Raw genomic sequence first — 25,396 nt, 5'->3', positions numbered from 1 at the left:
AAAACGAAATTGAATGCCTTTGTAATTTTAACTTATTCTTCAGCAGGTGGAAGTAGCATTAGAATTGAATCATTCATCAGTTGAGCGAAATCTTCTAAAATTTCGTCATGATTAAAGTGTTGATCAAATGCCAATACTTGACCGTCTGCAATTTGCTTTAATAGAGAGCTAGTGTCTTCAGAAATACAAAGTTGCTCGCCATTCGCCCAGAATAATAAGGTTTGGTCCTGTTCGGCGTACAATAAACGTGATGCAGGTTCAAGCAAAATTTCATAACCTGTATCTAAAATTTCACGTAAGTCATCTGCTTCAATTTCATCAGGCTCAGGAATATTGTCTGGATACTTGGGTTCTGACATTAAGCTGATAATGGCATTATCCAGTTCAGATGAATTCTGTAAGCGTTCGAGTAACAGGGTTTTTAAATAATCCAATTCTGATTTGGTGATTTGCCCAATAGGATTAGGTTGTTGTCTTTCAATATCAATCAATGGATTTTTTAGGAAAGTATTATCAGCAAATTTATCACTAACACGATCCATCACATCTGCCATGTTTGGCATACGGAAACCAAATGAGAAGGTAAGGCAGTCATCTTCCGCGACACCGTAATGCGATAGTCCAGGTGGGACATAGAGTAAATCGCCAGGTGCGAGCACTTCATCAAAATCAACCTGCATTTCAGGCAGTAGCTTTAATGGTTGACCTGCAACAAATTCGGTATTGGCATCACACATTTGTCCAAGTTGCCAACGACGATGCCCATAACCTTGCACAAGGAATACATCATAAAAGTCAAAGTGCTTTCCAACTGAGCCGCCTTTAGGTGCATAGGACACCATGATGTCATCGCGGCGCCATTGTGGAATAAATGGAAACTTTTTCCATAATTCAGCCAAATCAAAAGAGTAATGATCGACGGCTTGAACCAGTAAGGTCCAAAGTTTCGGCATCTTTTGGAAATCACCTTTAATTAAAGGTGAAGATTTTACTGTCCACTGATTTGGGTCTTTATCTTTTTGCTTAATTAAACGTGCTGTCACATGCTCTTCTAAAGCCAGTTCCATCACATCATTCGGTTCTAAGATGTTAATGATCTCAGGTAAAGCATTACGTACAAGTAAAGGTTTCTTTTGCCAGTATTCGCGAAGAAACTGTTCAGCGGTGATGCCGCCTAGAATATCTAAAGGTTGGGACATAAATTACAGCCTAAATTAAGGAACTAAAATATTTAATTGACGGAGAATTTGGCACAATTGAATCATGGGCATACCCATGAGAGTCGTTTGGTCGTGTCCAATCATCTGTTCGAATAAACTAATACCCAAACTCTCACATTTAAAGCTACCCGCGCAATATAGCGGTTGCTCTATCGCGACATAACGTTCAATTTCAGCCAAACTCAGTTTTCTAAATTTAACTTTGTAGTGTTCTACCAGTGTTTGTTCAAACCCAGTTGAATGTTGTTGTACGCTCAGTGCGGTACTGAAATAGACGATTTTGTCAGAATTGGCTTGTAACTGACGAATGGCTTTATCTGCCGAGAGCGGTTTGCCAATAAAAATATCTGGGGCACCTTCACGCCAAGCCACCTGATCTGAACCAATGACAATGGAGTCAGGATGTTTTTGTGCAATAGCATTGGCTTTTTCAAAGGCTAAACGACGAGCCAAATCATCTGCATGTAATTCACCACGCGGTGATTCATCAATATCTGGTACAACACAATCATATTGAATCTTTAAGCGATCCATTAAATCTTTGCGTGTCTGACTGCTTGAAGCCAGAATGATTTGGGTATTCATCAGATGGCATAATCCATTAATACATTCAGTGGAACATAAGAAAGAACGGCTTGATGGCAGGCATGGATTTTAACAGGAGGTGCTTGACCCGCCTGATAAGCTTCAACCCAACGTGTCACACAAATACACCAGAAATCGCCAGGTTGTAAACCAGGAAAACCAACTTCGGGTAAAGGCGTAATTAAGTCATTGCCAACTTTCTGTGAAAAATTTAGAAACTCTGAAGTCATTTGTACACACATGGTGTGCTGCCCTAAATCGGTCGTTGCAGTATGGCAAAATCCATTGCGGAAATAACCCGTAATCGGGTCAAAACAACAACTGGCTAAGGGTTCGCCAAATACATTTAAGCGGTTAATTTTAGGATCTGGATGAAATGACATAGCAGTGAATCAATTTGTGGCTTTTCAATATCATAATCAAAACTAACGCTTTCGGCAGCTTTTATACAAAAGAAGCTAACCTTTTTCTGCATAATCATTTAAAATCGTGCCGATTTTATATATTCAGAGAGCTATACATGAATTTTCAGCGTATGACTGACCTTGATTTAGCAGGTAAACGAGTTCTTATTCGTGAAGACTTAAACGTTCCTGTTAAAAATGGTGTGATTACCAGTGATGCACGTTTACGTGCTGCATTACCGACAATCAAAGCTGCATTAGATAAAGGTGCAGCAGTCATGGTGTATTCACATCTTGGTCGCCCTGTAGAAGGTGAGCCAAAAGCTGAACAATCATTAGCTCCTGTTGCAGCTTATTTAACAGAAGCATTGGGTCAAGACGTTCAGTTAATTACTGACTATCTTGATGGCGTTGAAGTTCAAGCAGGTCAAGTGGTTCTGTTGGAAAACTGCCGTTTTAACCACGGTGAAAAGAAAAATAACCCTGAACTTGCACAAAAATATGCTGCGCTTTGCGATGTATTCGTGATGGATGCATTTGGTACTGCGCACCGTGCAGAAGCATCAACTGAAGGTGTTGCACGTTTAGCACCTGTTGCAGCAGCAGGACCGCTTCTTGCAGCTGAACTTGATGCATTAGGTCGTGCACTACAAACCCCTGAAAAGCCAATGGTTGCAATTGTTGCAGGTTCTAAGGTATCGACTAAACTTGATGTTTTAACGTCATTGTCAGATATCTGTGATCAATTGATTGTCGGTGGTGGTATTGCCAATACATTCTTGGCGGCAGCAGGTTATAACGTAGGTAAATCATTGTGTGAAAATGATTTAATCGACACTGCGAAAGCGATTGCTGCAAAAGTATCTGTACCACTTCCAACTGATGTTGTTGTTGCTGATGCTAGCGAAATCAATTTTGATGATTTCCTAGGCTCCTTGGCTGCTGCAAAAGCTGTTGTGAAAAAAGTTGAAGATGTGACTGACAATGACATGATTTTGGACGTGGGTCCAGAAACAGCACAAGCGTTTGCAGACATTTTAAAAACTTCAAAAACCATTCTTTGGAACGGTCCAGTAGGCGTGTTTGAAGTTGATCAATTTGGTGAAGGCACGAAAACACTTTCTCTTGCGATTGCTGAATCTGAAGGTTTCTCAATTGCAGGTGGTGGTGATACTTTAGCTGCGATCGACAAATACGAAGTGGCTGACAAAATTGGTTATATCTCAACGGGTGGCGGTGCATTCCTTGAATTTGTTGAAGGTAAAACACTTCCAGCAGTAGCGGTTCTTTTAGAGCGCGCTTAAAAAATCATCGAATGAGATGAAATAAATGAAAAGGTTGACTCTGGTCAGCCTTTTTTATTGCATTCATCTTTAGGTCATCAAACTGTAATATCTTTGAAATAAAATCACGCCTATTAAATCACCTGTTGTAGGAATAATGTGATGAACCTAAAATTAACACTTGTTGCTTTATTAATCGCACCATTGGCTTTAACTGCTTGTGCAAAAAAAGATGAAGCACCGAAAACAGATGCAGCAGTAGAAGAAAAAGTTACTCCAGAGCAACAAGCTGCAATCGATTCATTAGATAAGCCGGTTATGGACGAAAAGAATACAGATGTGCCTGCAGAAGTTGCCAATGCAGATGCAGATGCTGCGACTCCTGCAACAGAAGCTGAAGCTTCACAGGCTGCTGCTCAATAAATTATCGTATTTTCTGTGAAGGTCCCTGCAATTGCAGGGATTTTTTTTAAATTGTGTTATTTGTTGCTGAATTGAAACCTTTGAGCATGTAGAATATGTCGCATTACCTGGGAGGACATTATGGCTCTTATTTCATTGCGCCAGCTCTTGGATCACGCCGGCGAACATGCTTACGGCGTACCAGCATTCAACGTAAACAACTTAGAACAAATGCGCGCAATCATGCTTGCAGCAGATGCGACAAACTCACCTGTTATCGTACAAGCATCAGCGGGTGCGCGTAAATATGCAGGTGCTCCATTCTTACGTCACCTTATTTTGGCTGCAATTGAAGAATGGCCACATATTCCAGTGGTAATGCACCAAGACCATGGTACAGATCCAGACGTATGCCAACGTTCAATTCAATTGGGCTTCTCATCAGTAATGATGGATGGTTCATTGGGTGCAGACGGTAAAACACCAACGACTTATGAATATAACGTTGATGTAACACGTCGCACAGTACAAATGGCGCATGCGTGCGGTGTTTCTGTTGAAGGTGAAATCGGTTGTTTGGGTAGCCTTGAAACAGGTATGGCGGGTGAAGAAGATGGTGTGGGCGCAGAAGGTGTTCTCGATCATTCTCAACTTTTAACTTCAGTTGAAGAAGCACGTCAGTTTGTTGCAGATACCAATGTAGATGCACTTGCAATTGCGGTGGGTACTTCACATGGTGCGTACAAATTTACGCGTCCACCTACAGGCGATATTTTGGCAATTGACCGCATTAAAGAAATTCATGCGGCACTTCCAAATACGCATCTTGTAATGCATGGTTCAAGCTCTGTGCCACAAGAATGGTTGGCTGTAATTAACCAGTATGGCGGCGACATCAAAGAAACTTATGGTGTTCCTGTTGAGCAATTGGTTGAAGCAATCAAACACGGTGTTCGTAAAATCAACATCGATACAGATTTACGTTTAGCATCTACGGGTGCAATGCGCCGTATGATGGCAGAACAACCAAGCGAATTTGACCCTCGTAAATTCTTCGCAAAAACTGTTGATGCAATGAAGCAGATCTGTGTTGATCGTTACGAAGCATTTGGTACTGCGGGCAATGCCGACAAGATTCGTCCAATTTCTTTAGAGAAAATGGTTGAACGTTATAAATAATCGCTCCACAAATTATTTATAAATTTAAGCCCACATAAATTATGTGGGCTTTTTTATATGATTGGCGGGAAAATGGGGAAGGTGTTTAATGGAACTGATCCTTGCGGCAGCACTTTGCAGCGTATTGGTATCTATACTACTTAAAGTTTGTAAGGCTAAAGGTTTGAATCACATGCATATGATTTGCTGGAATTATGCCATCGCCAGTCTTTTATGTTTCTATTGGTTTAAACCTGATTTGAGCCATGTTTCTCCAAGCAATACACCATGGTGGCTTATTCTCAGTCTAGGCATATTATTACCGAGTGTATTTTTATGCTTATCTAAGTCATTACAAACGGCAGGTATTGTCAAAACTGAAGTTGCACAACGTCTTTCAGTGGTTTTGTCACTTACGGCAGCCTATTTTATCTTTAATGAGCAGTTTAGCTCACTCAAACTTATTGGGATTGGTTTAGGTATTACAGCAGTCTTATGTATTATTTATTCACATCGTAGCAATCATGCTCAAGCGAGTTCTAGTTCCTCTGGTATGTTCTATTTGGCAAGTGTCTGGGTGGGGTATGCCTTGGTGGATATTTTACTGAAATACACTACAGGGCTGGGTGTGCAATTTTCTGTTGCTTTAAACTTAATGTTTATCTGTGCCTTTATATTTTCACTGTTATATGTCGTATTAACGACAAAACAAATTGGGTCAGCCACAAATATTTTATTTGGTTTATGTTTGGGGGTGCTTAATTTTGCCAATATCGCGCTATACGTTAAAGCACACATGTTGCTTAAAGATAGCCCCGCACTGGTATTTGCAGGGATGAATATTTTAGTGGTGTTGTTGGGGGTATTGAGTGGTGTTATTTTCTTTAAAGAAAAACTGAAAACCAGTACCAGCTTAGGACTGGGCTTAGGGATTATGAGTGTGCTTTGTTTAGCCTATGCCATGACTGTTTCATAGAGGTAGCAACCCACGTTATTGGAAAACGGAATAAGTCAGTTTTTTCCGCAACACCCAGAAGTAAGCCAGTGTGATGACATTCTGGGCAGCGTGGTTTATGTAAAGTAGACTGTGCATAAGCATAAAAATAGATATGTTGACAGTGTTTACATTCAAATTTGATTGGAAGCTTTACAAATAAAGACATTGCTGACCTCTGATTAGGTAGAATCTATATCTTAATTAAGCAAGATTCGTTCCTTTAGAGAAAAAAGGGACAAATGAATTGTCCCTAATCATTGCAATAAAACCGTTACAGCTTGGTGAAAACTTCTTCTTTTTTTAGACGAGACTTTGGTAGTTTGGCATTAAAGTCAGTTTCACTGCGATAACCCAGTGTTAATAGCACAGAGGGAATTAAGCCTTTTTCTGTAAGTTGTAACTCTTTAGTTAATAATTCCTCATCAAAACCACCAATAGGGGTAGCATCAATATGCTCAATCCCTGCTGCAAGTAAAATTTGACCGAGTGCGATAAAGGTTTGATTTTCAGCCCAACGTTGAATATCACCTTTTTCATTACGGTAATAATCGACATAGCCTGTACGACTGTCCTTTTGACCTTGTTTGGCAGTAGCGTCTTTGAAACGACCACTTACATCATCTTGTGCCAATAAATTTTCTAAATGTTCTTCAGTAATATCTGCTTTGGTGCAAAACAAAATGGTATGTGATGAATCTAATACCTTTGGTGCATTGTAGGCATATTTGCCCACCAAAGCTTTGGCGATGCGTTCTTTGGCTGCTTGGTTATCGGCAATAAAGAAATGCCAAGGTTGAATATTTATTGAAGAAGGCGTTAAACGTAAAATTTCAAGGAGGTGTTCAAATTGCTCTTGTGGAATTTTCTTGGAAGGATCGTAAGCCTTAGTGGTATAACGAGTTTTTGAAATGTTCAAAAGATCCATGAAAATCACTCCGAGGTCAAATGGATGCTGTCATTAGCGGAATATTCACATTAATCGTTTCATTGGACAGATTCAAGCATCGTTCATATCTGTTCTATCAAAGCTTGTTCGATTATGAGATAAGCGCAGAATTATGCAGAATTATGCAGAATTATGCAGAATTATGCAGGATTAAGTGGTGAATACGATGATTAAATAGAAAATCAATATTGGTATTTTACGCTGGAAAACGATTTACTTCTCACATCATGCCATTTAAACCTAGCTCATCATGATGCCTGACACCATTAACCATTTTAAGCAAAGATTAAAAAGCCAACAGCAAATCGGACTTTGGGTCGGTTTAGCAGATGCCTATGCGACCGAAATTGTTGCAAACTCAGGTTGCGACTGGTTGCTGATAGATGGTGAACATGCCCCGAGTGATTTAAGAACCACATTATTACAACTGCAAAGTATGGCTGCCTATTCTTCACAAGCAGTGGTACGTCCACCCATTGGCAGTGTGCAATTAATTAAGCAATTATTGGATATTGGAGCACAAACCCTATTAATTCCCATGGTGGAAACCGTTGAACAGGCAGAGCTTATGGTAAAAGCGGTACGCTATCCACCAGAAGGAATTCGTGGCGTAGGGGCAGCATTGGCTCGAGCAACGCGTTGGAACAGTATTCCTGATTATTATGCAAATGCACATGAACAAATTTGTTTGCTGATTCAAATTGAGTCAGTACAAGGCTTAAGTCATTTAGATGATATTCTTAAAGTCGAAGGGATTGATGGCATCTTTATTGGGGCGGTCGATTTATCTGCAACGATGGGTTATCAAGGTGATCCAAACCATCCTGTGGTTCAGAAAGCTGTCATCTCAGCAATACAGAAAATACGTGCAGCAGGAAAAGCGGCAGGGATTTTATCCACTACAGATGAAGTCACGCAGAAATACATCGAATTAGGAACTGAGTTTGTTGCTGTTGGTGTGGATACTAGTGTGTTAATGAATGGATTAAGAGCATTGTTGGCGAAGTATAAAAAGAGCAGTGAGAAAATGCGGGTAGAAGGTGGCTATTAATTCTGAGGATGTATCGTAAAAATGGTGCTTAAGTCAGGCACAGAAAAGTAAAAGTCGGAATGCTTAGTAGCTAAACGTACTTAACTTTAATATTAAGTCCTGTTGTTTTGGATCAACAACCAAAATTTGTGCTGAATCTTCTCTCCAATCACCCAAGACAATGCGCTTTTTACCCTCTTGTTCATGAATGGCCGCACGATGGGTATGTCCATGAATTAATATATCTACATTCGCCAAAGCCTGAGTAACCGCTTGAGGGTTGACATCCATCACTTCATAGCTTTTAAACTGCTGAGCAGCATGACTTTTCTTTCGGAAGCCATTAGCCAGTTTGGTACGGAAACTGAGCGGGGTTTTTCGCAAAAAGCCAAGGACTAGAGGATTGCGAATCACTTTTTTAAAGCGTTGGTAGCCAATGTCATCGGTACATAAGGCATCGCCATGTTCAAGTCTAAACTTAAGTTGGTTAATTTCTAAGACATGGCAGTCGGGTAACAAAATACCCTGAAACTGATCGAGAAATTTTTGACCTAAGGCGAAATCACGATTACCCACTTGGAAATAGACTTGATTGCCTGCGGTGTGAAAATCTTGTAAAGCCGTAACGATTTCATCTAACCACGGGGCAGTATAGTCATCACCAATCCAAGCATTGAACCAATCACCTAAAATATAGAGCTGGGTTTGCTTAAATTGATATTCTTTAAGCAAAGCGAAAAACCCTCGAACAAGTCGAGGGTGATCGGGTGACAAATGTAAATCCGATATAAACAGATAGGTCACGCTATTGTCCTTTAAATAATCCCTCCTAACCTCCCTTTACTAAGGGAGGAAGTCCCTCTTTTTTAAAGAGGGATTTAGGGAGATTAATTACTCAGAAATGATTTTTGCAGATTCAATTACAACGTTTTCTAAAGGAACATCTGCATGGTAACCACGGTTACCAGTACGTACGTTTTTGATTGCGTCTACAATATCTAGACCTTCAGTAACTTTACCAAATACTGCATAACCCCAACCTTGTGCTGTTTTACCAGTATGGTTAAGGAAAGAGTTATTTTTCACGTTAATGAAGAACTGAGCAGATGCAGAGTGAGGTGCTTGAGTACGCGCCATTGCAATCGTACCAGCATCATTGCTCAAACCGTTGTCCGCTTCGTTCTCAATTGAGTCACGCGTTGCTTTTTCTTTGAAGTTTTCGTCCATGCCGCCACCTTGGATCATGAAACCATCAATCACGCGGTGGAAAATTACGCCGTCATAGAAACCGTCACGAACATATTCTAAAAAGTTAGCAACTGTTTTAGGTGCTTTTTCAGCGTTAAGCTCTAGAACAATACGACCTTTATTGGTGTTTAATTCGACTTGAGGAAAACTCATTGTGTAATCTCCTTAACATGGACATAAAAGCCATGGGTTTTTGGTTGAGAGAAGCATAAGCAAACTGTAAACTACAAGGCAAGTAAAAACGTACATTTCTTTGTTAAAAATACTGAAATTGCGTTTAAAATATCCTGTTTTTTATTTTTAGAAGTGATCTATCTACTATGAAGCCAAATGATGTTGTTGCATCTCTGCCAAATAACCCGACACCAAGTAATCATGCCTCTGTCGATGCTGCGCAGCAAGAACAACAGCCTGGCTTGGATTTTGTACGTCAGGTCATTACTGACGATTTATCATCTGGGCGTACACAAACCGTTGTAACGCGTTTCCCGCCAGAGCCGAATGGTTATTTGCATATTGGTCATGTAAAAGCGATTTGCCTAAATTTTGGTATTGCACAAGAATTTGATGGTTATTGTAATCTTCGTTTTGATGATACGAACCCTGATGCCGAAGAACAAGAATATGTTGATGGTATTGCCAACGATGTAAAATGGTTAGGTTTTGAGTGGAAAGATGAACCACGTTATGCGTCGGGTTATTTTGATCAGTTATATGCATGGGCTGTGCAATTGATTGAACAAGGTGATGCTTATGTGGATTTGCAAACGCCTGAAGAAATTAAATTAAATCGTGGCAGCTTTGTTGAGCCGGGTAAAAACTCTCCTTACCGTGATGCTACAGTTGCAGAGAACCTTGAGCGTTTTGAAAAAATGCGTAATGGTGAAACGAAAGAAGGTGAAGCGGTTTTACGTGCCAAAATCGACATGACATCTCCAAATGTTCATATGCGTGATCCAATTCTTTACCGTGTTTTGCATTCTGAGCACCATCAAACGGGCGACAAATGGAAAATGTATCCAATGTATGACTACGCTCATCCATTGTCTGATGCAATTGAAGGCATTACTCACTCTTTATGTACATTGGAATTCCAAGATCACCGTCCATTCTATGACTGGGTGATTGAGAAAGTGCATTCAGCCGCAGTTCCACGTCAGTACGAATCTAGCCGTTTAAACATTGATTACACCATTACTTCAAAGCGTAAATTGCGTAAATTGGTTGAAGGCGGTTATGTCAATGGTTGGGATGATCCTCGTATGCCAACAGTCGTGGGTATGCGTCGTCGTGGGTTTACACCTGAAGGCTTACGTGATTTCTGTAAGCGTGTAGGTGTGACTAAGACCGATGGTATTGTAGATGTTGCAATGCTTGAGTTCTGTATCCGTCAATCGCTGGAAAATGCGGCTGGTCGTGGTATGGCAGTCTTGAATCCACTAAAAGTCACTTTAACGAATTTACCTGAAGCTTTGGACTTGGTGCATGCACGTCATCCAAACGTAGATATGGGTGAGCGCGTTATTCCGTTAACGTCTGAAATCTATATTGATCGTAAAGATTTTGAAGAAATTCCACCGAAAGGCTTCAAACGTTTAGTTCCAGAGGGTGAAGTGCGTTTACGCCATGCTTATGTGATCAAGTGTGATGAAGTGGTTAAGGATGAAAACGGTGAAGTGGTTGAACTAAAATGTTCAATTGATCCTGAAACTTTAGGTAAGAACCCTGAAGGTCGTAAAGTGAAAGGTGTCATTCATTGGGTATCGGCAAGCAAAGGTATTCCTGCTGAGGTGCGCATTTATGACCGTTTGTTTACCGAAGCGGCGCCAGATGCAACCGATGATTTCTTGGCCCATCTAAACCCAGAATCGTTACAAGTGGTACAAGCAGTGATTGAGCCAGCGTTGGCACAAGCAGAACCTGAACAACGTTTCCAATTTGAACGTGAGGGTTACTTTGTTGCAGATCGTTATGACCATACTGCTGAAAAGCCAGTGTTTAACCGTATTTTAGATTTAAAAGACAGTTTTAAACCAGGTAAATAAAGCCTGATTTGAATTGAAAAAAGCCCCTGTACTTCAAGTTAAGGGGCTTTTTTCATGTCTTTTCATTCAAAATAGAATCGTAAAAGGGATCAAATCAACGATTTTTATGGTCTTGATCTTTGAAAAATAAATAAGTTTGTCTCTGCATTTTGGCTTTATCACGCAGCTTCTTTTTAATGTAAAGCGCAAGTGCAAAGCACGTTGTGGTAATCGTAAGCAACATACTATTCATATAGCTCATGATTGAGCTGACATAACCAATCGTGGTTAATCGGTTCATCATCCGAATAACTTGAGGGCTGCTTTCTACCCCAGTAATTGCCCAAGTGCAGAGATGCTCGCAATTGTTCATAATCAGGTGATAGTGGTTTTCTTTCATCCGTGAGCGCATACGACGTACGACGTTGCGACCTGAATATTTAGGATGTTGATATTGCACGACATCAATTTTTTTACCATGACAGAATTCTGCCAGAGTCGTAATTTCAATCGGTCTTTTTTTATAGAAGTGGGCAAAACCTGAATAATGGATAACACGTCCACGCCCAATATAAATTCCATGATGCGAGTAGGCGAAGTGTTTTACCACCAGATGTGCCCCAATAGGAAACTGTTTTTTCTGTTGATGCATTGCTACACTAAACGAATAAACTACAGCTGTATATTAGCATGTAGTTTACTTGGAATGATGAAGATAAGTGAATAGTTGAATGTGAATGCTACAAAAAGCAATAAAATAAAAACAAGAGGCTAAAGAGTGTTTGAGGGTATGTATACAAGATTCAGGCAAAAGATTCAGCTTAGCGCCATACTTCTATTCAGTTTGTTGTCGATACAATCAGAAGCACACGTCAAAAGTTATACGCACGAATATAATGATCTCAATTTTACAGTAGTTGAAGTCCATGATTTATCCAAGCTACGCTTGTTTCTAAATCAACAGGAGAGTAAAACACCCATTAATTATTTCGCCAATATACCCATGCAACTCGGACAATGTGAGCAAATGCTGTTTGCAATGAATGCGGGCATGTTTCATCACACGTTCCATCCTGTAGGTTTATATATTGCAAATAACAAAAAGTTATTTCCACTGAATCTGCATCGTGGATGGGGGAATTTTTATTTACAGCCCAATGGTGTATTGGCATGGAACAGTAAACAGGCGATCATTTTAAATAGTCCGCAATATACCAAGAAGAAATTCAAAGCGGATTATGCAACGCAGTCAGGGCCGATGCTGGTGTCTAATCGGCGGATCAATCCAATTTTCATGGCAGAAAGTGCATCTTTGAGAATACGTAACGCCGTGGGGATCAAAGATCAAGTGCTGTATTTTGTGCTGACTGAGCAAGCTGTAAGTTTTTATGCTTTAGCAAGTTTTATGCAACAGAAGTTAAAGTTAGAACAGGCTCTATATCTGGATGGCTCAATTTCAGCGATGTATCTGGCGGAGAAGGATATCAATACTCAGAGTAGTCCATTTGGACCAATGTTCGCCTATATTGAAGATCAGTCTTGTAGCTAGAAAATTTTGAAGTTGAAAATAAAAAAGCATTGGTTAAACCAATGCTTCTTAATGACGAAATCGACATCACTGTAATGGTGAGCGGGTGATTTCATTGAGCTCTTTGCGGCTATACCCACGAGAGGCTAGGACACGTTTAATACCAATGATGACATCATCATCTGTGGCTTGAGCAAGAGCCTTTAACAGTTGTTCATCTGTTTTACATGAGCAATCATTTTCGACGCATGCGATTTGATTCTTGTGCTCATTCAACTGCTGAGGTGCAGTAAACAATTTTTGCCAAAAACTCATAGAGCCTTCATTCATGAATAACATAGAACGAAATATAGCCAATTTTATAAATAATGCAAGATGGTCTAAGTGATAAAAGCAGCAGTTGAACACGCAAAATTTCAATCATAATGGCAAGATTTAACGGTTTTATGACAGGTCTAAATGTATGGTGAAATTAACTACTTTATTTCAAATAAAAATCCTCAAGTTATTGTTTTAAATGACTTGAGGATATGATGTCTCAGTAAAATTAATTTTTACAATTTTTCGAGTAACACACCTGATTCTACATGATGTGTATAAGGGAATTGGTCAAACAAGGCAAATTGAGTCACTTTGTGGGTTTGAGCCAGTTTCTTTAAATTGTCATGTAAAGTGTCTGGGTTGCATGAAATATAGATAATTCGTTCAAAGCGCTGTAATAATTTGAGCGTTTCATCATCAATACCAGCACGAGGTGGATCAACAAACACAGTATCAAAATCATAACTGCTGATATCAATTTGTGCTTCTTGTAAGCGTCTAAATTCACGTTCGCCATTGTAGGCTTGGGTAAATTCTTCAGCAGAAAGTCGCGCTACTTGAATATTATCAATCTGATTTTGTTCAATATTCCATTGCGCTGCGTAGACAGACGATTTTGCTAATTCTGTTGCGAGCACACGATTAAAGCGAGTAGACAGTGGTAAGGTAAAGTTGCCATTACCACAATACAGTTCTAATAAGTCTTTTGAAGATTCTTTTGCAGCATCACACGCCCATTCCAACATTTTTTGGCAGACTTGAGCATTCGGTTGGGTAAAGCTGCTTTCAATTTGCTTGTACTGATATTTACGCTCGGAAACTTGTAGTTCTTCGACCACAAATTCATCAGACAGCGCAACCTTTTGACCACGACTACGGCCAATAATTTTAATATTTAGTTTTTCTGCAAGCTGTTTGGCTAATGCTTGCCACTGTTCGTCAAGTGGGCAGCGATAAATCAGTGAAACAAGCATTTCACCTTTTAGGGTAGCAAGGAAGTGAACTTCAAATAAACGTTTTGATAGAGCATCGTGACTTTTTAGTTCAGCCAAAAGCACAGGCATCAGTTGATTAATGCTGGCATCGGCAATTGGGAATTCATCTATACGAATCACTTGTTTTTGTTGTTGTTCATCGCGCTCAAACATCGCATAGAACATATCGTTATCTGTATGCCAAATACGAAATTCTGCGCGCATACGAAAATGTTGTTCTGGAGATGCAAATACAGAAAGTGAAGGGGGATTGAATTCGGCAAATTGTGCAGAAATACGTTCAACTTTGGCATCAAGTTGTTGCTGATAAGATGAAGTCATATGCAGTCAAAAATAATAAAACGTAGAAAACAGGGATGGTAACAAAGTTTGCAGAAGAAGACTAAGCGAATTCGGCAACTCTATATGAAAATATAGAAAACTGAGTTAATCAAAGATGAAAATAAGGATGCTGATGCTCCCCTAAATAAAAAGAAACCAAGCCATTAGACTAGTAATGGCTTGGTAAGGGAAAGATAACCCTTGAACAGGATGCTTTTAAACCTTAGTTCAAAGTCATTAAGCTTGCATTACCACCAGCAGCGGCAGTGTTAATACTGATTGCACGTTCAATCACAAGACGTTCAACAGGAATGTTTTGTTCCGCAGGCTGTAAATGGGTGATACCCACAATAGCACCTGCACGTTGAGCGATCGTCGCTTGTAACTCTAGTACTTGAGTGGTTGTACCGTGGTGCAGAACTGCATCAAAATCACCCGTTGCAATGCTTTGGATTACTTTGAATTGTTGAGCAACAGCTTTAGGCATAGAAGACATATGTTTTAATGCAAATACATTGTCTGCAAGCACAGCAGCTTGGCTACCCACTGCAAAAATTGCATTTAATTGAACCAATTGGTCTTGTTCTTGCTCTGCAAGAGACAATACACAGTGACGTGCAACAATCGTATATTGGTTGCTTTCACCTGTAGGGCCGTTCAGTTCATACACTTGACCAGAAGCAAGCGCAGGGACTTCAGGCAATTTCACTTGTGGGAATTGCTGTTTAACCCATGCACAGAACTGTTCATGTACTTCATTTTTCGGTGCAGCTTGTAATACTTTACCTACTGCAAATGGTGTACTCAACTGTTTCGCGCTGCATTCTTGCATTAAGCGATACATGTAAAGAGGGCCACCCGCTTTTGGACCAGTACCAGACAAGCCTTCACCACCAAAAGGTTGTACGCCAACAACAGCACCAACGATGTTGCGGTTGATATACAAGTTACCGACTTCTGAGTGATGAATTACAGTGTTGATGGTTTCATCAATACGTGTATGTAAACCCATGGTTAAGCCATAGCCTTTCGCATTGATTTGATCCACTACAGCTTTCACATTACCTTGTGGGTAACGGATGATGTGTAATACAGGACCAAAGACTTCACGCTCAAGGTCGTTTAAGTTCGGTAATTCAATCAACGTTGGCGGAATGAATGTACCTTGCGTCAAGCTTGCATCAGCATCTTTGTTATGCATGAACTGATGAACCGCATAACCTTTACCACGCATTTTTTGAATGTGGTTTTGGATGTTGGTTTGTGCTTCAGCATCAATCACTGGACCAATGTCAGTTTTTAGCAATGCAGGATTACCTACAGTTAACTGTTTCATGGCGCCTTTCAACATACGAATTACGCTTTCAGCATTGTCTTCTTGTACGCATAAAATACGTAAAGCAGAACAACGTTGGCCAGCACTGTCATAAGCCGAGTTCACAACATCTAAAATCACTTGTTCAGTTAATGCAGATGAATCCACGATCATGGCATTTTGACCACCAGTTTCCGCAATTAACGGAATAGGTTGACCATTTGTACCTAAGCGTTTCGCAACTGTTTTCTGAAGAATTTTCGCAACTTCAGTAGAACCTGTGAACATGATGCCTTGAATACGTGGGTCTGCACTGAGTTGTGCGCCAACAGTTTCACCGCGACCAGGAATTAATTGTACAACAGCTTCTGGAACACCTGCTTCCCAAAGCATTTGGATTGCTAGAGCAGCAATAAGCGGCGTTTGTTCAGCAGGTTTTGCAATTACGGTGTTACCCGCAACAAGTGCAGCAGAAATTTGACCACTGAAGATTGCAAGCGGGAAGTTCCATGGGCTAATACACAATACGGTGCCTAATGACTCAATTTGTGCATTTGCAGCCAAGTTAATGCTTTGTGCAGCGTAGTAACGGAGGAAATCTACAGCTTCACGTACTTCAGCAATGGCATTGGCATATGTTTTACCACTTTCACGGCATAACAAAACCATAAGCTCTTGAATGCGGCTTTCCATAATGTCGGCAGCACGGTTTAAACATGCAGCACGTTCATTTTTAGGCGTATTGATCCAAGCAGCTTGTGCATTTGCAGCATTAGCCAGTGCAAGGTTCACGTGTTCAGCAGATGCTTCTTTTACGTTACCCACTTGATCTGTATGAACAGCAGGGTTAATTACAGCGACTTCTGCAGCCGCAGTAATTTCAGCTAAATCAGGACCCATTGATTGAGCTGCCCATTGCTGAGACATTAAGTTTTGAACTGTGGTGTCTAAACTCAATAATTCGCTGTCATTGGCTAAGTCAACACCTGAAGAGTTTTGACGCAATGCACCGTATAAATTCTGTGGTAATGGAATAGCAGGGTGTTTTAAGCCAACCGCTTGTTCTTGTTTTGCAGACGTTAAGATTGTTTCGCGTGGATTTTCAATCAGGTCTTGAATCTGCAAGGTTTTATCGGCAATACGGTTTACAAATGATGTATTTGCACCATTTTCTAGTAAGCGACGTACTAAGTAAGCCAATAAAGTTTCATGCGTACCGACTGGTGCGTAAATACGGCAAGGAACGTCTAATTTCTTTTCAGATTTTGGACCAACGACTTGCTCGTATAAAGGCTCACCCATGCCGTGTAAGCATTGGAATTCGTACTGACCTGCAAAATATTGTTCAGGTTTTGCCAATTCGTAAATGGTGGCAACAGTTTGCGCATTATGTGTCGCAAATTGTGGATAAATTTGCTCAGGTGCAGCCAATAATTTTTTTGCACAAGCAATGTAAGACAAGTCAGTATGTACTTTACGCGTAAATACAGGGTAGTCGGTCATGCCTTCAATTTGTGCTTTCTTGATTTCGCTGTCCCAATAAGCACCTTTCACCAAGCGGATCATTAGGCGCTTGTTGCTACGCTTAGCAAGATCAACAATATAGTCTACAACGTAGAAGCAACGCTTTTGGTATGCTTGAATGACAAAGCCAATACCTTTCCAATCCGCCAATTCTGGTTCGAAGCAAAGACGCTCTAAAAGCTCAAGAGAAAGCTCTAAACGGTCAGATTCTTCAGCATCAATGTTTAAACCAATGTTGTAGCCTTTAGCTAAACGTGCTAATTCCAAAACTTTGCTATAAAGTTCGTTATGTACACGTTCAGTTTGCGAACGCTGGTAACGTGGATGTAAAGCAGAAAGCTTAATTGAGATACCTGGGCCGCTATAAACGTCTTTATCTGTAGAGGCTTGACCAATGGCATGAATTGCATTGGTGTAGTCATTGAAATAACGTTCTGCATCGTGATCTGTTAATGCAGCTTCACCCAACATGTCGTATGAATAACGGAAACCTTTATCTTCAAGACGCTCAGCGTTACTTAATGCTTCTTTAATGGTTTCGCCAGTAACGAACTGTTCGCCCATCATACGCATAGCAACGTCTACTGCTTTACGAATTACGCCACGACCACTACGTGCAATTAAGCCCGTAAGCATACTAGAAAGGCTGGCTTGCTTAGGCGTTTCCATCAGCATACCTGTTAACATTAAGCCCCACGCAGCGGCATTAACGAACATCAGGTTACTTTGACCGACATGGTCTTTCCAGTTGCCTTGGTTAATTTTGTCACGGATGAGTAAATCACGTGTGGCAGTATCAGGAATACGTAATAACGCTTCAGCAAGACACATGAGCGCAATACCTTCTTGAGAAGATAAAGAGAACTCTTGTAATAAACCTTGTACAATACCTGCTTTACCCGCAGAACTTTTACGTTCACGTAAAGTGTGTGCAAGGTTAAACGCTAAGTCTTGAATACGCGTATTCAATTCATCTGAAATTTTGCTATGCTCAAGTAGATTTTCAACACATTCAGATTCGGCACGGCGCCAAGCAGTGTTTATCTCTGTTTCATAAGCAGTCTTTTCTTTGAAAAGCGTAATATAGTCTTGATGAGGCTTTGTTCCATCAATTGGGGAGATGATCGTATTCATGCCAACTTCCTGTGACTGAAAAGATTGAGTTAAGCAAATTGCCGTATATAATTAATGATCACAGAAATAAACCCGAATAACTCACTATAGTTTCCTTTATTTTTAGAGATTAATTCAGATGTCTAGCCAAATCTTATCGCTTGATCGAACGGATATTAAAATTTTAGATATTCTGCAAAACGATGGTCGAATATCGAATATTAAATTGGCAGAAGAAGTGAACTTGTCACCAACGGCAGTATTGGCAAGGGTACAGAAGCTCAGTAAAGATGGGTTTATTCTTGGTTATGAAGCCAAGTTAAACGCTGCGATGTTGAATTCAAATTTTGTGGTCTTTGTAGAGATTTTACTCGATAAAACCACACCAAATGTATTAGATGAGTTCTGCGAGGCAGTGATGCAGTATCCAGAAATTGTTGAATGTCACATGACCAGTGGTGGATTTGATTTTGTTATAAAGATCCGCTGCGCCAGTATGGAAGAGTTTCGTAAAATATCAGGGCAGGTGCTTTGGCAGTTACCCGGTATTAAAGAAACCCGAAGCTATCCTGTTATGGAAGTCATTAAAGAAAGTGCAAAGTTGAACCTGAAAATTAAAAAGAGCAGATAAAAATAAAGGGGCATTTAGCCCCTTTATTTTTTAACTGTACGAAGAATTATTTATTCTTCAATTCAGCCATCTCACGTTTGTAAAAAGCATCTGCTTGTTCAAAACGGTCAATCACTTCTTTCTCTGGCGCTTTACCAAGAAGGCTCACAACAATAATGCTGATGAACGATAGAATGAAGCCCGGAATAATTTCATACAAGCCAGTATAACCCATCGTATTTTTCCATACGATCACGGTAATTGCACCGACAAGAATACCCACGATTGCACCATTCAGTGTCATACGCTTCCAGAACAAAGACAAGATAATCAATGGACCAAATGCAGCACCGAAACCAGCCCAAGCATAAGCCACCAAACCTAAAACTTTACTGTCTGGGTTTTGAGCAAGAGTAATCGCAAGGATAGAAATACTGATAACCATCAAACGACCAACCCAAACCAATTCTTTTTGCGTTGCATTTTTACGGATAAATGCTTTGTACAAATCTTCAGTTAAGGTACTTGAGCAAACTAGAAGCTGACAGCTTAAAGTACTCATAACAGCTGAAAGAATTGCAGCAAGGATAATACCAGCCACCCATGGATTAAATAAAATTTTATTCAATTCCATAAAAATTGTTTCAGGGTTCTGAGAAACAACGGCTGCGAGTTCTGGGTGCTGTTGGAAGTAAGCAATACCAATAAAGCCTGTACCTACTGCACCACCAAGACATAAAATCATCCAAGCCATACCAATACGACGTGCAGCTGGAATCGTCTTCACAGAATCGGCTGCCATAAAGCGTACAAGGATATGTGGTTGACCAAAATAGCCTAAGCCCCATGCCATTGATGATAGAATCGCAACGGTACTCAGCCCTTCAAGCATATTCCACGCTTGTGGACGAGCAGCTTCAAGCAATACACCAAACTGTTGACTATGGTTATCAATAGAAAGATAAGCAATCATTGGCATTAACAACAAGGCAAAAATCATTAAGCCTGCTTGGAATGTATCCGTCCAGCTTACTGCAAGGAAACCACCAATACATACATATGAAATTGTTGCGAGTGCACCAATCCAAAGGGCAGTAGAGTAGTTCCATCCGAACAAGCTTTCGAATAAACGTGCGCCAGCAACCATGCCCGAAGCACAGTAAATAGCAAAGAAGATTAAAATAACGAATGCTGAAATAATACGTAATACACGCTTTTTATCACCAAAACGACCAGTGAAAAAATCTGGTAAGGTCAGTGCATTATTCTGAAATTCAGTGTGAACACGTAAACGTCCTGCCACTAAAAGCCAGTTTAGCCATGCGCCGATAATTAGACCAATAGCAATCCACGCTTCAGAGAGACCAGAGAGGTAAATTGCTCCTGGTAAACCCATGAGCAACCAGCCGCTCATGTCTGATGCACCTGCAGAAAGTGCAGTTACAACGCTTCCAAGACTACGTCCACCCAAAATGTAGTCAGAGAAATCTGAAGTTGCCTTATAGGCATATAGGCCAATACCGACCATTGCGATAATGTAAAAAATAAAGGTGATTAATGTAGGGTTCACTTGACTCATATGCCCATCCTTTGTACTAAAACCATCAATCCAAGATGATTTTTTGAGCTGCAATAGCGAGGAGGTGATTCAATCATAAAAGCAAAATTACTTACTGTTACATTTCTAGGGTGTTTATAGTCATTTTGTGTAGCGAAATGTAATTTTAGTTACAAAACTAAAAATGACAAAAAATTAGACTGAGAATATGTAAAATGGCTTTTTTTAAAGAATGAATGCTTTGAAAAGATGATTATTCACCATATTTGATGATAATTTAGCCTATATAGATGGAATTTCTTCAAAAAAATGATTCTGTTTACATAAAACAACAATAAGTTTTATCTTTATTTGCAAGAAATATTAGTTAGATAGCTTTAATTGACTTCTTCTTTTGCAGCAATCAAGCCATGAAACTTAAAAATTAAGCTTTTTTAGAGCAATTTTGATATTGCTATATTTTTCAATTAAATTTTGCCAAGTTTGATTTTACTCTTCTATATTCTACATTTGTATAGTTATTCTCTAGTTTTCCAATGATTTTTTTACTTCAAAATAGTGAAGAGACTGGGAGGGTAAAAGTACCCGTCCTATTTCCATTTATAGAGGTAAAAAATTAGAGTGAACACAATATTTGCATGGTGCGAATATAGCGCATTGATGGTCTAAGTGAATAAAAACTAGCGATTAAATCTTGCCGAACGAAAGACTTAAGTATTTGCACTATATAATAGTCATTCAAAAGGTTGGTGGGGTGTGCTGAGATGCTGAACAAGCTTAAAGATGTATTTAAAAGTTCTAAAGTGAAAGAGGAGGAAGCTTACCTGTTGGAACATGCGATTCAGTTTGATCAACAGCAGGGCTATATAGTAGATGGAATCGTTCTAAATCAGGAGCTGGCTGAACGGCTAGAATACTTCTCAAATCGTCGCTTAAATAAGTTTGATGATCTGCAAGCACTTTATTACGCAGCCATGTTAATTAATGAAAAGATTGATTTGGAAATTACACAACAGAGATTTGTCGCACGTTTAGGCAATACTGAAGAGAATTTACGCCAATTTAAGAATATCGTAAAAAAACTGAATGATTACTATCGCAGTTTTATTCGAGAGAAATAAACTTAGAACTTAAAAAGTAAAACCTATATATCAAACATGTCATTCATTAATGTAGTCGCATCATACAGCGCAATCGCTGTGTTAGATTCAGTCACGATATAACTGCATAAAAATTTTATGTACTTTTAGCTGCATGATAAGATTGTAACTCAGTGACTTATCTCTAAAAAGCGATCTACATGTTCCAACAAGAAATTGCTCAACTCAATCTGTCTAAGTTGAAAGCAGGTGACAAACGCTGGATCGGACAACTACAAGGTTCAGCTGCTGCACTATTATTTAAAGAAATCTCAAAACAACATCAGCAACTTTTTATCCTTGTTGCACGGAATAGTCAGCACTTAGCACAGTTGGAAAGTGAGCTTGAGTTTTATGGGCTAAAGCCAACAATTTTTCCCGATTGGGAAATTTTGCCTTATGACCGCCTATCTCCTCATCAAGATATCGTTTCGGAACGTCTAGCTATTTTGTCCAACATGCCACAGCAAGGGGTATTGTTGGTTTCTGCCTCAACGTTAGCACAACGTGTTGCACCAACTTCTTGGGTGTTGGGAGAGCATTTTGATATTCAGATTGGACAAAAATTTGATATTGAAAAGCAAAAACTGCGCTTGATTCAGGCAGGCTATCATCTGGTTGATACGGTATATGATCATGGTGAATTTGCTGTGCGTGGCAGTATTATGGATATTTTCGCATCGGGGCAAAATTCACCAATACGTATTGACCTTTTTGATGATGAAATTGACACGCTTAAATTCTTTGATCCTGAAACACAGCGTACTACGCAAAATTTAGAAAAATTTAGTGTACTTCCAGCCAAGGAGTTTCCACTTAAAGAAGCACGCTCTTTATTCAGAGATCGTTATGCAGAAAGTTTCCCAACGGCAAATCCAAAAAAGAATCCAATTTACCAAGATGTACTAGAGGGTATTGCCTCGCCAGGTCTTGAGTTTTATTTACCGCTTTTTTTTGAAAAGTCCTTGATGCAAAGCCAAAGTACACTTATGGCGTACTTACCACAGAATGGCATTGTCATTACAGATAATGGGTTGGATGAGGGGATATCCAGTTTTTGGAAAGAAGTACTTCGACGTTATGAAGACCGTCGGCATAATGTTGATCATCCGATCTTGCCACCCGAAGAATTATTTCTTTCGCCAAACGTTGTTTTGGAACAATTAAATAAATTTGCTCGTGTTATTGCATCTGCTGAAGCGGTAGAAGAACGCGCTGGAGCGATCAATTTAGATACTGAAACGCCACCACGTTTAGCGGTTGACCCTAAGCAAGAAAAACCATTTGCTGCTGTAAAGCAATATTTAGATGCAGTGAATCATCCAGTTTTACTCGTTGCAGAAAGTGCAGGTCGACGTGAAACTTTAAAAGATGCCTTGCGACCTTTTTTAGGTGATATTCCAAGTGTCGAAAGCTTTGCTGATTTCCAGCAATCCTTACAAGCAATTGCAATTACCAACGCACCGCTTGACCGTGGTCTGGTCGTTCGAGGGCAATTGAGTGTAATTTCAGAAAACCAGCTCTATGAACATCGCGTAGTACAGCGCCGCCGTAAGCGTCAGCAGGAAGTTTCAGAAGAGTTTCTGATTAAAAGTTTGACTGAACTGAGTATTGGCGCACCAGTCGTACATATAGACTATGGGGTTGGGCGTTATGCAGGTTTAATCACGCTGAGTATTGATGATCAGGAGCATGAATTTTTGCAACTTGATTATGCCGATGCAGCTAAAGTGTATGTCCCTGTAACGAATCTGCATTTAATCAGCAGATATAGTGGTGGTGATCCTGACTTAGCCCCATTGCATAAACTGGGTACAGATGCTTGGAATAAAGCAAAACGCAAAGCTTTAGAGCAAATTCATGATGTTGCCGCAGAATTACTCCACATACAGGCAAGACGTCAATCGAAACCAGGCATCAGTTTTGAGTTAGATCATAGCTTGTATATGCAATTTGCGAGTGGATTTGCATATGAAGAAACTCTAGATCAAGCCAATGCCATTGAAGCAACGCTGCATGATATGCAATTGGCCAAGCCTATGGACCGTCTGGTTTGTGGTGATGTCGGTTTTGGTAAAACTGAAGTGGCTATGCGTGCGGCCTTTTTAGCAGTTCAAAACAATAAACAAGTCGCTGTGTTGGTTCCGACCACCTTGTTGGCTCAGCAACACTTTGAGTCATTTAAAGACCGTTTTGCAGATTGGCCAATTCGTATTGAAGTGTTATCCCGTTTTGGTTCAAGCAAAACTCATCTCAAGATCATCGAAGATTTGGCTGAGGGTAAAGTTGATATTGTGGTGGGTACTCACAAGATTCTGCAAGAGAATGTCCAGTTTAAGAATCTGGGTTTAATGATTGTAGATGAAGAACATCGTTTTGGTGTACGTGACAAAGAGCGAATCAAAGCGATGCGCGCTGATGTGGACATGCTGACACTGACAGCAACGCCAATTCCACGTACTTTGAATATGGCATTTAGCGGGATGCGTGATTTATCGATTATTGCGACTCCACCTGCGCGTCGGTTAGCTGTAAAAACATTTGTACAAGAACATACATCAGAGTCGGTAAAAGAAGCGATTTTGCGTGAACTGCTTCGTGGCGGGCAAGTTTACTTCTTGCATAATGAAGTTGAGACCATAGAAAGGGCGGCAGAAAGTCTCCGCGAGCTTGTACCTGAAGCACGCGTTGCAGTTGCGCATGGGCAAATGCGAGAACGTGAACTCGAACAAGTCATGCAACAGTTCTATCATAAAGAATATAATGTTCTAGTTTGTTCAACCATTATTGAAACGGGGATTGATGTCCCGAATGCCAATACAATTTTAATTGAACGTGCCGATAAGTTGGGTTTGGCACAGTTACATCAATTACGTGGACGTGTTGGACGTTCGCATCACCAAGCCTATGCTTATCTGTTAGTGCCTTCTATTAAAGGACTGAAAGGTGATGCGGAAAAACGACTCGATGCCATTCAGCGTGCCGCAACATTAGGTGCTGGCTTCATGTTGGCAACAGAAGATCTTGAAATCCGTGGGGCTGGTGAATTACTTGGTGAGCAGCAAAGTGGCTCTATGCAAGCGATTGGGTATAGCTTGTATATGGAAATGCTCGAAAAGGCGACCAAAGCAATTCAGAAGGGCAAAACGCCAAACTTTGATGCACCATTGTCATTAACGGCTGAAATCAATCTACATATGCCTGCATTAATTCCAGATGATTATTTGGGAGATGTACATCAACGACTTCTTTTTTATAAGCGCATTAGTAATACAGATCAGCAAGAAAAACTCGATAATATTCGTATGGAATTGATTGATCGTTTTGGTATTCCACCACAACCAGTGAAGCAATTGTTTGCTGTACATCAATTGCGCCTTAAAGCCGAACATCTTGGTATTACTAAAATAGATATTAATACCAATGGAGGCTATATCGAATTTTCACAAGATACACCCGTGCAGGCGATGAGTATCATTAGTATGATGCAAAAACATCCGACTTTCTTTCGCATGGAAGGAGGTCAGCGCCTAAAAGTCATGGTGATGTTGGAGGATTTTCAAAAAAGAATCCAATTTATTAATGAGTTACTTGAGAGTTTGATTAAAGAGTTAAATTAGTCTCTAGAGCGTACTTCTTTGGCTTGACTTTCTAAAAGTAAGATTGGAATGATAG

At 40.0% G+C, this 25,396-nt stretch carries 21 protein-coding genes; 10 read left to right on the top strand and 11 right to left on the bottom strand.

All coding sequences use genetic code 11. The features are described 5' to 3' along the window. Nucleotides 1–32: 32 nt before the first annotated feature. Genes E0H87_RS00310 through E0H87_RS00300 form a run of 3 tightly spaced genes read right to left on the bottom strand, consistent with a single transcriptional unit; the run spans nucleotide 33 to nucleotide 2,188 of the window. Nucleotides 33–1,199, bottom strand: coding sequence for a cupin domain-containing protein (locus E0H87_RS00310; RefSeq protein ID WP_131321334.1), 1,167 nt, complete (start codon nucleotides 1,197–1,199; stop codon nucleotides 33–35). 15 nt (nucleotides 1,200–1,214) lie between these two features. After that, nucleotides 1,215–1,805, bottom strand: a complete 591-nt coding sequence (locus tag E0H87_RS00305) for a Maf family protein (RefSeq protein ID WP_131321332.1) — start codon at nucleotides 1,803–1,805, stop codon at nucleotides 1,215–1,217. After that, the gene (locus tag E0H87_RS00300) at nucleotides 1,805–2,188 is read right to left on the bottom strand and encodes a DUF2237 family protein (protein WP_131321330.1); all 384 of its coding nucleotides are present in this window, start codon (nucleotides 2,186–2,188) and stop codon (nucleotides 1,805–1,807) included. The genes E0H87_RS00305 and E0H87_RS00300 overlap by 1 nt, the downstream gene beginning before the upstream one ends. Nucleotides 2,189–2,325: 137 nt before the next feature. On the opposite strand from E0H87_RS00300, the gene E0H87_RS00295 reads away from it, so the two are divergent. The 4 genes from E0H87_RS00295 to E0H87_RS00280 all read left to right on the top strand — a co-directional run bounded on the left by E0H87_RS00295 (nucleotide 2,326) and on the right by E0H87_RS00280 (nucleotide 6,028). Beyond that, nucleotides 2,326–3,513, top strand: coding sequence for a phosphoglycerate kinase (locus E0H87_RS00295; RefSeq protein ID WP_131321328.1), 1,188 nt, complete (start codon nucleotides 2,326–2,328; stop codon nucleotides 3,511–3,513). Between the two features lie 141 nt (nucleotides 3,514–3,654). Further along, entirely contained in the window at nucleotides 3,655–3,915 is a 261-nt protein-coding gene (locus E0H87_RS00290) for a hypothetical protein (protein ID WP_131321326.1), read from the top strand. A gap of 120 nt (nucleotides 3,916–4,035) precedes the next feature. Next, the gene (fba, locus tag E0H87_RS00285; RefSeq protein WP_131264377.1) at nucleotides 4,036–5,073 is read left to right on the top strand and encodes a class II fructose-bisphosphate aldolase; all 1,038 of its coding nucleotides are present in this window, start codon (nucleotides 4,036–4,038) and stop codon (nucleotides 5,071–5,073) included. 88 nt (nucleotides 5,074–5,161) lie between these two features. Further along, nucleotides 5,162–6,028 (top strand): DMT family transporter, encoded by an 867-nt coding sequence (locus E0H87_RS00280; protein WP_131321324.1) that lies wholly within the window; start codon nucleotides 5,162–5,164, stop codon nucleotides 6,026–6,028. Nucleotides 6,029–6,320: 292 nt separating this feature from the next. Here the strand turns inward: E0H87_RS00280 and nfsB are convergent, their stop codons facing one another. Next, a complete protein-coding gene (gene nfsB, locus E0H87_RS00275) occupies nucleotides 6,321–6,974 on the bottom strand; it encodes an oxygen-insensitive NAD(P)H nitroreductase (protein WP_131321322.1) in 654 nt (217 codons plus the stop codon). Between the two features lie 274 nt (nucleotides 6,975–7,248). On the opposite strand from nfsB, the gene hpaI reads away from it, so the two are divergent. Beyond that, nucleotides 7,249–8,046, top strand: coding sequence for a 4-hydroxy-2-oxoheptanedioate aldolase (gene hpaI / locus E0H87_RS00270; protein ID WP_131321319.1), 798 nt, complete (start codon nucleotides 7,249–7,251; stop codon nucleotides 8,044–8,046). 63 nt (nucleotides 8,047–8,109) lie between these two features. On the opposite strand, the gene E0H87_RS00265 is transcribed toward hpaI, so the two are convergent. Both E0H87_RS00265 and E0H87_RS00260 read right to left on the bottom strand, forming a co-directional pair. After that, on the bottom strand, nucleotides 8,110–8,829 hold the full coding sequence (locus E0H87_RS00265) for a UDP-2,3-diacylglucosamine diphosphatase (RefSeq protein WP_131321317.1): 720 nt from the start codon (nucleotides 8,827–8,829) through the stop codon (nucleotides 8,110–8,112). An 87-nt stretch (nucleotides 8,830–8,916) separates the two neighbouring features. Beyond that, nucleotides 8,917–9,426 (bottom strand): peptidylprolyl isomerase, encoded by a 510-nt coding sequence (locus E0H87_RS00260; RefSeq protein WP_131264372.1) that lies wholly within the window; start codon nucleotides 9,424–9,426, stop codon nucleotides 8,917–8,919. Nucleotides 9,427–9,593: 167 nt separating this feature from the next. On the opposite strand from E0H87_RS00260, the gene E0H87_RS00255 reads away from it, so the two are divergent. Then, complete coding sequence (locus E0H87_RS00255; RefSeq protein WP_131321315.1) at nucleotides 9,594–11,318, top strand: glutamine--tRNA ligase/YqeY domain fusion protein; 1,725 nt, start codon at nucleotides 9,594–9,596, stop codon at nucleotides 11,316–11,318. Between the two features lie 94 nt (nucleotides 11,319–11,412). On the opposite strand, the gene E0H87_RS00250 is transcribed toward E0H87_RS00255, so the two are convergent. After that, nucleotides 11,413–11,949, bottom strand: a complete 537-nt coding sequence (locus E0H87_RS00250; RefSeq protein WP_131321313.1) for a lecithin retinol acyltransferase family protein — start codon at nucleotides 11,947–11,949, stop codon at nucleotides 11,413–11,415. Between the two features lie 351 nt (nucleotides 11,950–12,300). On the opposite strand from E0H87_RS00250, the gene E0H87_RS00245 reads away from it, so the two are divergent. Beyond that, complete coding sequence (locus tag E0H87_RS00245) at nucleotides 12,301–12,846, top strand: phosphodiester glycosidase family protein (protein ID WP_205677733.1); 546 nt, start codon at nucleotides 12,301–12,303, stop codon at nucleotides 12,844–12,846. Between the two features lie 66 nt (nucleotides 12,847–12,912). Here the strand turns inward: E0H87_RS00245 and E0H87_RS00240 are convergent, their stop codons facing one another. From E0H87_RS00240 to putA, 3 genes are all read right to left on the bottom strand, one after another. Next, on the bottom strand, nucleotides 12,913–13,140 hold the full coding sequence (locus tag E0H87_RS00240) for a hypothetical protein (RefSeq protein WP_131321309.1): 228 nt from the start codon (nucleotides 13,138–13,140) through the stop codon (nucleotides 12,913–12,915). Nucleotides 13,141–13,379: 239 nt separating this feature from the next. Then, the gene (gene trmA / locus E0H87_RS00235) at nucleotides 13,380–14,462 is read right to left on the bottom strand and encodes a tRNA (uridine(54)-C5)-methyltransferase TrmA (protein ID WP_131321307.1); all 1,083 of its coding nucleotides are present in this window, start codon (nucleotides 14,460–14,462) and stop codon (nucleotides 13,380–13,382) included. Nucleotides 14,463–14,685: 223 nt separating this feature from the next. After that, nucleotides 14,686–18,435 (bottom strand): trifunctional transcriptional regulator/proline dehydrogenase/L-glutamate gamma-semialdehyde dehydrogenase, encoded by a 3,750-nt coding sequence (gene putA / locus E0H87_RS00230; RefSeq protein WP_131321305.1) that lies wholly within the window; start codon nucleotides 18,433–18,435, stop codon nucleotides 14,686–14,688. Between the two features lie 118 nt (nucleotides 18,436–18,553). Here putA and E0H87_RS00225 point away from each other — a divergent pair, with 118 nt between their 5' ends. Continuing rightward, a complete protein-coding gene (locus E0H87_RS00225; protein ID WP_131321303.1) occupies nucleotides 18,554–19,045 on the top strand; it encodes an Lrp/AsnC ligand binding domain-containing protein in 492 nt (163 codons plus the stop codon). 46 nt (nucleotides 19,046–19,091) lie between these two features. Here the strand turns inward: E0H87_RS00225 and putP are convergent, their stop codons facing one another. Next, on the bottom strand, nucleotides 19,092–20,603 hold the full coding sequence (gene putP, locus E0H87_RS00220) for a sodium/proline symporter PutP (RefSeq protein ID WP_131321301.1): 1,512 nt from the start codon (nucleotides 20,601–20,603) through the stop codon (nucleotides 19,092–19,094). Nucleotides 20,604–21,346: 743 nt separating this feature from the next. Here putP and E0H87_RS00215 point away from each other — a divergent pair. Together E0H87_RS00215 and mfd are read left to right on the top strand one after the other, a co-directional pair. Further along, nucleotides 21,347–21,703, top strand: a complete 357-nt coding sequence (locus tag E0H87_RS00215) for a hypothetical protein (RefSeq protein ID WP_131321299.1) — start codon at nucleotides 21,347–21,349, stop codon at nucleotides 21,701–21,703. 179 nt (nucleotides 21,704–21,882) lie between these two features. Then, nucleotides 21,883–25,341: a transcription-repair coupling factor gene (gene mfd, locus E0H87_RS00210; protein ID WP_131321297.1), complete on the top strand. Its 3,459-nt coding sequence runs from the start codon at nucleotides 21,883–21,885 to the stop codon at nucleotides 25,339–25,341. The last annotated feature ends 55 nt before the right edge of the window (nucleotides 25,342–25,396 follow it).

This window comes from Acinetobacter sp. ANC 4178 (genome assembly GCF_004331175.1).
In the GTDB taxonomy this organism is placed as follows: Bacteria; Pseudomonadota; Gammaproteobacteria; order Pseudomonadales; family Moraxellaceae; genus Acinetobacter.
The sequence above is the reverse complement of the archived record's forward strand: the minus strand, read 5'-3'. Positions and strand labels throughout refer to the sequence as shown.